The following is a 9,198-nucleotide window of genomic DNA, read 5'->3' as shown; positions in this document are numbered from 1 at the left end:
GTGCACTTCCTGGCGCACGCCGCCGTTGTAGGCGCCCAGGCCGTCGACGTAGCGCGGGATCACGGCCACCGAGAACGGCACCTTCTTCGTGGCCAGGTAGTTGCTCAGGTCTTTCATCGCCTTGACGGAGACCATCGCGCCGACGTCCTCCAGCCGCACCAGTGCACGGTGGTTCTGGGCGTGTTCGATGCCCAGCATGTCATGCAGCAGGTCGCTGAACACCAGGTAGCGGTCGCGCGGGCCGATGAAGCTGAACGGCAGGTCGGCCACGTACCAGAAGTTGCCCGAGCGCAGCACGTAAGGAGCGCTCTCGCCGGTCTTGGGGTTCGCCACCGGCACCACCACGCTGGCTTTGGCAGCGTCGACGACGGCGGTCCAGCCGATGTCGGGATCGCTGTTGACCAGGTTGCGGGTGGCGTCGTAGGTGTAGTACTTCCGCAAATCCAGGTTCTTGTACTTGACGGTTTCGAAGAAGCCAGGCGTGGGGTTGGCCCGGGTCGGCGTGGCGTTCAGTCCGCGCAGGCCCTTGAACTCGATGCCGCGGTTGGCGGTAAAGCTGTGCGCGGGGTTCCAGGCCAGCTGCCAGATGTTGTACTTGAACCAGACCAGCGTCTTGCCGGTGGTGGCGGCGTCGCTGAGGAAGGCGGCCGGCAAGGGGTGGTCGTAGGCCGACCCCATGTAGAAAGTGGCCGCGTAGCCGTCCAGCTTGCCGGGCGTGTACTGCTGCACCGGCACCAAGTCGACCTGGGCGTTGAAGTGGCCCAGCAGGTTGCGCAACATGATCGCGTAGGCCAGGCCGAGCTTGTCCCATTCGGTGCCGCTGGGGGCGTCGTAAAGTGCCAACAGCCGTGGCCCGGCCTGCGCCTTCGCCGGGGCGGCGCCTAGCAGGAAGGCTGCGCACGCCAGCAAGGGAAGCAGGAAGCGATGCAGCATCTTCATGGAGGTTCACCCGGTCAGGTAACGATTCGCATCGATTTGTAGCGCGGCGGCCGGGCCGGCTTTGCCAGCGCAGCACCCGGGCGCGCGTAGGACACGGCTGGCTTGGCAACGACAATGGCCGCCCCGGGGGACGGCCATTCCAGCCTTGCTTCTTGCCTGACGTCTTACTGCCTTGCTTGCCTGGCGCCTTCCCTGTCCACCGCCGCCTTGGAACGGCGATGGTGGCAGTCCGACAACCTTTGCGGTCGCGCCGGCCGGTCTTGCAGCGACAGCCCGTAAGAATTGGCCGTGACGGCGAGGATTGCCGGCACCCGCAGCAGCATCGATGTTGTTCTGGTCTCGTTCATCATCATTCTCGTTCCCTGACTTGCTCCCTGCTTTCCTGGTTGATTGCTCGTGGTGTGTGACCGCAGTGATGGCAAGTATCCGCAGCCGGATGAAGCCCTCGTGACAGCCGGTTGCGAGGCGGCGGGTCAGCGCTTTCCGACATTCGTCCGGTCGGGCTGCGTACACTGGCCGCCCAAAGGAGCGTTCGCCATGACCAGTAGCGGAACCCAGGTTCTCCACCGCCACCTGCACCACACGCCGCCGGTGGCGGTGGGCGCCCAAGGGCTGTGGATCCACGACAGCGAGGGCCGCCGCTACCTCGATGCCTCGGGCGGCGCGGCCGTCTCCTGCCTCGGCCATGCCCATCCCGACGTGCTGGCCGCCATGCACCGGCAGATCGACCAGCTGGCCTATGCCCACACCAGCTTCTTCACCACCGAAGTGGCCGAGGAACTGGCGCGGCAGCTGGTGGCCACCGGGCCGGCCGGCACCAGCCACGTGTACTTCGTCAGCGGCGGCTCGGAGGCGGTGGAGGCGGCGCTGAAGATGGCGCGCCAGTACTTCCTGGAGATCGGCCAGCCGCAGCGCACCCGGTTCATCGCCCGCCGCCAGAGCTACCACGGCAACACGCTGGGCGCGCTGGCCGTGGGGGGCAACGCCTGGCGGCGCGAACCGTTCGCGCCACTGCTGATGCCGGTCACCCACGTGTCGCCCTGCTACCCGTACCGGGAACGGCGGCGCGACGAGACCAACGAGCAGTACGGGTTGCGGCTGGCGCGCGAGCTGGAAGCCGAGATCGAGATCCTGGGCGCCGACACCGTGATCGCCTTCGTCGCCGAGACGGTGGGCGGCGCCACGGCCGGCGTGCTGGTGCCGGTGCCCGGCTACCTGCGCGCGGTGCGCGAGGTCTGCGACCGGAACGGCGTGCTGCTGATCCTGGACGAGGTGATGTGCGGCATGGGCCGCACCGGGACGCTGCACGCCTGCGAGGCGGAGGGCGTGGTGCCCGACCTGCTGGTGGTGGCCAAGGGCCTGGGCGGCGGCTACCAGCCGATCGGCGCGGTGCTGGCGCAGGAGAAGATCGTGCAGGCGATGACACGCGGCTCGGGCTTCTTCCAGCACGGCCACACCTACCTGGGGCATCCGGTGGCCTGCGCGGCGGCGCTGGCGGTGCAGAAGGTGATCGAGCGCGACGGCCTGCTGGCCCGCGTGCGCGCCAGCGCCGTGCTGCTGCAGGGCCTGCTGGAGGATGCCTTCGGCGAGCATCCGTGCGTGGGCGACATCCGCGGTCGCGGCCTGTTCTGGGGCATCGAGTTCGTGCGCGATCGGGTCGACCAGACGCCGTTCGATCCGCAGCTGAAATTGCATGCGGCGATCAAGCGTGAAGCCATGGCACGGGGCTTGCTCGTTTACCCGATGGGCGGAACCGTCGACGGCCGGTATGGTGACCACGTTCTGCTGGCGCCCCCGTTCCTCGCCGGCCAAGCCGACCTGGCCCTGATCGTCGAACGCCTGCGGGCGGGCGTCGAAGCCGCCGTCGCATCCACGCAATCAAAGGAGTGAATCGCATGCCCCTGAAGATCCTGGCCCGGGCTCTGGCCGGCACCGCCGCAGTCTCCGCCGCGCTGTTCGCCGCCCCGGCCGTCGCGCAGCAGAAGTTCATCACCATCGGCACGGGCGGCGTGACGGGCGTGTACTACGCCGCGGGCGGCGCCATCTGCCGCCTGGTCAACAAGGACCGCGCCAGGCACGGCATCCGCTGCTCCGTCGAATCCACCGGCGGCTCGGTGTTCAACGTCAACACCATCAAGGCCGGCGAGCTCGACCTGGGCTTCACCCAGTCCGACGTGCAGTACAACGCCACCAAGGGCGTGGCCCAGTTCAAGGACGGCGGCGCCCACGGCGACCTGCGCGCGGTGTTCTCGGTGCACCCCGAGCCGTTCACGGTGGTGGCCCGCAAGGAAGCCAACGCCAAGACCCTGGCCGACATGAAGGGCAGGCGCTTCAACGTCGGCAACCCCGGCTCCGGCACCCGCGCCTCGATGGAGGAGCTGATGACGGCGATGGGCTGGAAAATGGGCGACTTCGCGCTGGCCGCCGAGCTGAAGGCCGACGAGCACGGCCCGGCGCTGTGCGACGGCAAGATCGACGGCTTCTTCTACGGCGTTGGCCACCCCAGCGCCAACATCCAGGATCCCACCACCACCTGCGGCGCCAAGCTGCTGTCCGTCACCGGCCCGGCCGTCGACAAGCTGATCGCCGAGAAGCCGTACTACGCCAAGGCGACCATCCCCGGCGGCCTGTATCCGAACAACCCGGAAGGCGCCACCACCTACGGCGTGCTGGCGACGGTCGTGGCCTCGGCCAAGACGCCGCCGGACACCGTCTACCAGGTGGTCAAGGGCGTGTTCGACAACTTCGACGAGTTCAGGAAGCTGCACCCGGCGCTGGCCCACCTGCAGCCGCAGAACATGGTCAAGGACGGCCTGTCGGCGCCGCTGCATGAAGGCGCGCTGCGCTACTACCGTGAAAAGGGCTGGGTGAAATGACTCGCTTCAAAAAGTCGTAAATGCTTTTTGGCTTGGCCTGATCAGTGTGGGAAAGCCCGGCAACGCCGGCCTTTCCCACAGGTGGAACCATCCTGCACGCTGTTCCGCGCGGCCAGGTGCCGCTGGCGCAGTGGGTCGGCCCCCCAGGGTGTGCAGCTGCTCTGCGCACCTGCCTTGCCGGTAGCCGATTCTTCTCGCCCGACATCGGCCAGGAGACTTCTTCTGGCGCACCTCAGCGAAAGACCCCATGGCGCAGCTGGAACAGCACTCGACCCAGGAACTCGACCAGCTGGTCAAGGAGGCCGACCTCGGCGGGCGTGAGCCGGCCGCTCGCGTCGGCCTCGCGCTGGCCGTGCTGGCGGGCTTGTGGTCGCTGTTCCAGGTCTGGTACGCCTCTCCGCTGCCGTTCGTGCTGGGCTTGGGCATCCTGAACGACACCGAGGCGCGGGCGATCCACCTGGCCATCGCCGTGTTCCTCGCGTTCTGCGTGTTCCCGGCCTTCCGGCGCTCGTCGCGCACCGTGGTGCCGTGGTCCGACTGGCTGCTGGCCGCCGTCGGCGCCTTCTGCGCCGCCTACCTGTTCCTGTTCTACAAGGAACTGGCCACCCGGCCGGGCGCGCCGACCACGATGGACATCGCCGTCGGCGTGGTCGGCGTCGCCATCCTGCTGGAGGCCACCCGCCGCGCGATGGGCTTCGGGATGCTGGTCACCACCGGCATCTTCATGGCCTTCGTGTTCCTGGGGCCCTTCATGCCCGAGGCCGTCCAGCACCGCGGGGCCTCGCTGTCGCGCTTCATCTCGCACATGTGGCTGACCACCGAAGGCGTGTACGGCGTGGCGCTGGGCGTGTCGGTGCAGTTCATCTTCCTGTTCGTGCTGTTCGGCACGCTGCTGGACATCGCGGGCGCCGGCAACTACATGCTGCAGGTGTCACTGGCCACGCTGGGCCACCTGCGCGGCGGCCCGGCGAAGGTCGCGGTGGTGTCGTCGGCCCTGAACGGCATCGTCTCCGGCTCCTCGGTCTCGAACGTGGTCTCCGGCGGCATCTTCACCATCCCGCTGATGAAGCGCACCGGCTACTCCGGGGTGAAGGCGGGGGCGATCGAGGCAGCCTCGTCGATCAACGGCCAGATCATGCCGCCGGTGATGGGCGCGGCCGCCTTCCTGATGGTGGAGTACGTCGGCATCCCGTACTCGGAAGTCGTCCGGCACGCGCTGCTGCCGGCGGTGATCTCGTACATCGCGCTGTTCTACATCGTGCACCTGGAAGCGCTGAAGAACGACCTGCAGCCGCTGCAGCGGGCGCGCGAGCCGACCTGGCGCGAGCGCACGCTCGGCTGGGGCCTGGGCTTGTCCGGAACCACCGCCATCTGCGCGGTCCTGTACCACCTGATCTCGGCCGTCGACGCCCTGGCCGGCGCCGCCTCCGGCTGGGTGCTGGCGGGGCTGGCGCTCGTCGCCTACATCGTCCTGATGGCGTACGCGTCGCGCCATCCCGGCGTGCCGATCGACGATCCAAAGGTGCGCGACATCAAGCTGCCGCTGCCCTGGCCGACCGTGCGCGCCGGGCTGCACTTCTTCATTCCGGTGGTGGTGCTGCTGTGGGCGCTGATGGTGGAGGAACTGTCGCCGGGGCTGTCGGCCTTCTGGGCGACGCTGACCACCATGGTGCTGGTGCTGCTGCAGCCGGTGATGCTGACGCTGTTCCGGCCAAAGGACGCGCCGGCGCCGTCGACGCAGCCCTGGGCCCAGGGCGTGCGCGACCTCGCGCGTGGTCTGGTGCTGGGCGCGCGCAACATGATCGGCATCGCGGTGGCCTGCGCCAGTGCCGGCCTGATCGTCGGCGTGATCACGCTGACCGGCATGGGCCTGATGATGACGGACTTCGTGGAGGCCGTGTCCGCCGGCAACGTGCTGCTGATGCTGCTGCTGACGGCCTTCATCTGCCTGGTGATCGGGGCCGGCGTGCCGACCACGGCCAACTACATCCTGGTCGCAACCTTGATGGCGCCGGTGATCGTGGAACTGGGCGCCCGCAGCGGGCTGGTGATCCCGCTGATCGCGGTGCACATGTTCGTCTTCTACTTCGGCATCCTGGCCGACGTCACGCCGCCGGTGGGGCTGGCTTCGTACGCAGCGGCGGCGATCTCCGGCGACGACCCCAACGCCACCGGCTGGCAAGCCACCTGGTACAGCCTGCGCACCACGGTGCTGCCGTTCGTCTTCATCTTCAATCCGCAGCTGCTGCTGATCGGGCTGGGCTCCTGGGTCGAGGTGCTGCTGGTCTGCTTGAGCGGGGTGGTGGCCTCGCTGCTGTTCGCCGCCGCCACCATGGGCTGGTTCCGCACCCGCTGCAGCTGGCCGGAGGTCGGGCTGCTGCTGCTGGCGACCTTCCTGCTGTTCCGCCCGGACTGGGTGCTGGACCGCTTCCACCCCAAGTACGTGTCGGCGCCGGCCGCCGACATCTACAAGGTGGCCGACGGCCTGCGCGAAGACGAGTGGCTGGTGGTGGGCATCGCCGGCGAGACGCTGGAAGGCAAGGCCCAGACCAAGACCGTCGCCATCCCGATGGGCAAGGGCGCCGACGGTCGCGAGAAGCTGCGCGATGCCGGGGTCACCTTGGCACAGCTGGGCGCCCAGCTCGAGGTGGCCCAGGTCAAGTTCGGCAGCCGGGCCCGCAAGCTGGGCCTGGAGCAGGGCTACAAGGTGGTGGAGCTGCGCCTGCCCAACCCGGCCCGGCCGTCGGCGCACTGGGTGTTCATCCCGGGGCTGGCGCTGGCGGCGGCGGTGTGGTGGCTGCAAGGCTGGCGGCAGCGGCGCCAGCTGCCGCTGGCGCCGGCCTGAGTGCTTCTTCCCTCTTCTGGGGCCAGGTGGAGTGAAGGCGCCCCCTGCGAACTTCTCCCCAACGCGGAGAGGAGCTACTTGCGGTCGTCGTCGACCGAGGCGCTCCAGCGATCCCCCCAGCCCCGCGCCTGGTCGAGATCGCGGCGGCCCCGTTTGGTGGGGCGGCCGTGCTCGATGGCGTGCGCCGGCTCCGGTGCGATGCGGCGCTGTTCGGCCGCGGTGGCGCGCTCCTGCACGCTGGCGGCCGTCTCCTCGTACAACTGCTGTGCCGCCGGCGCCGGCCCGCGCTGCTGCGAGATGCCCTTGACCACCACCGTGCGGGTGACGCCTTCGCGCCGCATGGCGACGGTGTCGCCCACCTTCACCTCGCGCGCGGGCTTGACGTCCTGGCCGTTGATCGCCACCCGGCCCTTGTCGATTTCCTCGCTGGCGAGGGTACGGGTCTTGTAGAACCTGGCGGCCCACAGCCATTTGTCGATTCGCAGTCGTTCCATCTGCCTCCATTCTGGGCCAGCCGCAGGTCGCCGCGGGCCGCAGCCCCGAACATGAACGCGAATCGCGGATTTTTCAAGCTCGGCGATCCGCACTTTCCCTAATGCTTTGGCCGGCCGGCGGGCGCCGACTCAGGCGACCATCGGAGCATCCATGCTTTCGAAGGAGATTTCCATGCGCCGTGACCAGTTCCTGCATTCCCTGGCCGCGCTGGCCGCTGGCGGCGCCCTGCCGCTGACGGCCCGGGCGGCGGCCCCCGTCAAGATGATGATCCCGGCCAACCCGGCCGGCGGTTGGGACCTGACCGGCCGCTCGCTGGGCAAGGCCCTGATCGATTCCGGCGCCGCCGACACCGTGCAGTACGAGAACAAGGGCGGCGCCGCCGGCATCCTCGGCCTGGCCCAGTTCGTCAACTCGGCCAAGGGCGACCCCAACGCGATGATGGTGATGGGCGCCGTGATGCTGGGCGGCATCATCACCGGCAAGCCGCCGGTGCAGTTGCAGCAATGCACGCCGATCGCCCGCATCACCAGCGAGTACAACGTGTTCGTGGTGCCGGCCGAGTCGCCGCTCAAGAACATGAAAGACGTCGTCGAGCAGCTCAAGAAAGACCCGGGCAGCGTCAAGTGGGGCGGCGGCTCGCGCGGCTCCACCGAGCACATTTCGGCCTCCATGCTGGCGCGCGCCGTCGGCGTTGATCCCAAGAAGGTCAACTACGTCGCCTTCCGCGGCGGCGGCGAGGCGGTGGCGGCCATCCTGGGCGGCAACGTCACCGTGGGCGGCAGCGGCTACAGCGAGTTCGCCGAGCACATCGCGGCCGGCAAGATGCGCACCATCGGCGTCACCTCCGCCGCGCGCCTGCCCGGCATCAACGTGCCGACGCTCAAGGAGCAGGGCTACGACGTGGTGCTGGGCAACTGGCGCGGCGTCTACGGCGGACCGGGCATCACGCCGGCCCAGCGGGCGACGCTCACCGACATGATCGTGAAGGCCACCAGGCACAAGACCTGGCAGGACGCGCTGCAAAAGAACGGCTGGACGCCGGCGCTGCTGGCCGGCAAGCCGTTCGACGATTTCGTCGACAGCGAGTTCGCCTCGCTGCGCGCCACCATGCACCTGTCGGGCATGCTGGGATGACGGGTGCCGCCCGCCTGCAGGCGCTGGTGGGTGTCGGCGTGCTGGCGCTGGCCGTGGTGCTTGCCGCCGGCGCGGTCGGCATCCCGTCGGAGGCAGGCTATGGCGGCGTCGGCCCCAACTTCCTGCCCTGGCTGGTGGCCGGGGCGCTGGCGCTGTGCGGCAGCTCGCTGCTGTGGGAGGCGCGCAGCGGCGGCTTTCGCCAGCTGGAGCCGCCCTCGGGCGCGAGGCGCGGCGACTGGCGCGCCTTCGCCTGGGTGTCGGCCGGCTTGCTGGCCAACGCGCTGCTGATCACCTGGGCCGGCTTCATCCTCAGCTGCGCGCTGTGCTTCGTGCTGGCCGCGCGCGGCCTGCGGGTCTCGGAAGACCAGTCGGCGCCGCTGGCGAGCGTCGGCCGCGATGCGCTGGTGGGGCTGGCCATCGCCGCACCGGTGTACTGGGCCTTCACCAAGCTGCTGGGCATCAACCTGCCGGGGCTGACGGCCACCGGCTGGCTCTAGGAACACCATGGACACCTGGACCCAGCTGATGGCGGGCTTCGCCACCGCGGCCACGCCGGTCAACCTGATGTGGGCCTTCATCGGTTGCGTCATCGGCACCGCCGTCGGCGTGCTGCCCGGCATCGGCCCGGCGGTCGCCGTGGCCATGCTGCTGCCGATCACCACCAAGGTGGAGGCCACGGCGTCGATGATCTTCTTTGCCGGCATCTATTACGGCGCGATGTACGGCGGCTCCACCACCTCGATCCTGCTGAACACGCCGGGCGAGACCGGGACCATGGTGACGGCCATGGAAGGCAACAAGATGGCCAAGAACGGCCGCGCCGGCGCCGCGCTGGCCAGCGCCGCCATCGGCTCGTTCATCGCCGGCACGATTGCCACGGTGCTGGTGACGATGTTCGCGCCCATCGTC

8 protein-coding genes are annotated in these 9,198 nt (G+C 69.1%); 6 read left to right on the top strand and 2 right to left on the bottom strand.

Translation table 11 applies throughout. From position 1 onward, the window contains the following. A partial coding sequence (locus JWP65_RS14620; protein ID WP_299764975.1) for a DUF2334 domain-containing protein occupies nt 1-939 on the bottom strand: 939 nt, incomplete at its 3' end. A 537-nt stretch (nt 940-1,476) separates the two neighbouring features. Between JWP65_RS14620 and JWP65_RS14615 the strand changes: the two genes are divergently transcribed. The 3 genes from JWP65_RS14615 (at nt 1,477) to JWP65_RS14605 (ending at nt 6,660) form a co-directional block, all read left to right on the top strand. After that, a complete protein-coding gene (locus JWP65_RS14615; protein WP_299764973.1) occupies nt 1,477-2,829 on the top strand; it encodes an aspartate aminotransferase family protein in 1,353 nt (450 codons plus the stop codon). A 5-nt stretch (nt 2,830-2,834) separates the two neighbouring features. Beyond that, on the top strand, nt 2,835-3,815 hold the full coding sequence (locus JWP65_RS14610) for a TAXI family TRAP transporter solute-binding subunit (RefSeq protein ID WP_299764971.1): 981 nt from the start codon (nt 2,835-2,837) through the stop codon (nt 3,813-3,815). Nucleotides 3,816-4,062: 247 nt separating this feature from the next. Beyond that, nucleotides 4,063-6,660, top strand: a complete 2,598-nt coding sequence (locus tag JWP65_RS14605; protein WP_299764969.1) for a TRAP transporter permease — start codon at nt 4,063-4,065, stop codon at nt 6,658-6,660. A 74-nt stretch (nt 6,661-6,734) separates the two neighbouring features. Here the strand turns inward: JWP65_RS14605 and JWP65_RS14600 are convergent, their stop codons facing one another. Further along, nucleotides 6,735-7,154, bottom strand: a complete 420-nt coding sequence (locus JWP65_RS14600) for a S4 domain-containing protein (protein WP_299764967.1) — start codon at nt 7,152-7,154, stop codon at nt 6,735-6,737. 172 nt (nt 7,155-7,326) lie between these two features. On the opposite strand from JWP65_RS14600, the gene JWP65_RS14595 reads away from it, so the two are divergent. The 3 genes from JWP65_RS14595 to JWP65_RS14585 form a co-directional block, all read left to right on the top strand. After that, nucleotides 7,327-8,289: a tripartite tricarboxylate transporter substrate binding protein gene (locus tag JWP65_RS14595; protein WP_299764965.1), complete on the top strand. Its 963-nt coding sequence runs from the start codon at nt 7,327-7,329 to the stop codon at nt 8,287-8,289. Further along, the gene (locus JWP65_RS14590; protein ID WP_299764962.1) at nt 8,286-8,786 is read left to right on the top strand and encodes a tripartite tricarboxylate transporter TctB family protein; all 501 of its coding nucleotides are present in this window, start codon (nt 8,286-8,288) and stop codon (nt 8,784-8,786) included. Before JWP65_RS14595 ends, JWP65_RS14590 begins: the two co-directional genes overlap by 4 nt. A gap of 7 nt (nt 8,787-8,793) precedes the next feature. After that, nucleotides 8,794-9,198: tripartite tricarboxylate transporter permease (locus tag JWP65_RS14585; protein WP_299764960.1), on the top strand; the 405-nt coding region annotated here is incomplete at its 3' end.

Source organism: Ramlibacter sp., from assembly GCF_028292805.1.
Taxonomy (GTDB): domain Bacteria; phylum Pseudomonadota; class Gammaproteobacteria; order Burkholderiales; family Burkholderiaceae_C; genus Ramlibacter.
This window is presented reverse-complemented; position numbering and strand designations above follow the sequence as displayed.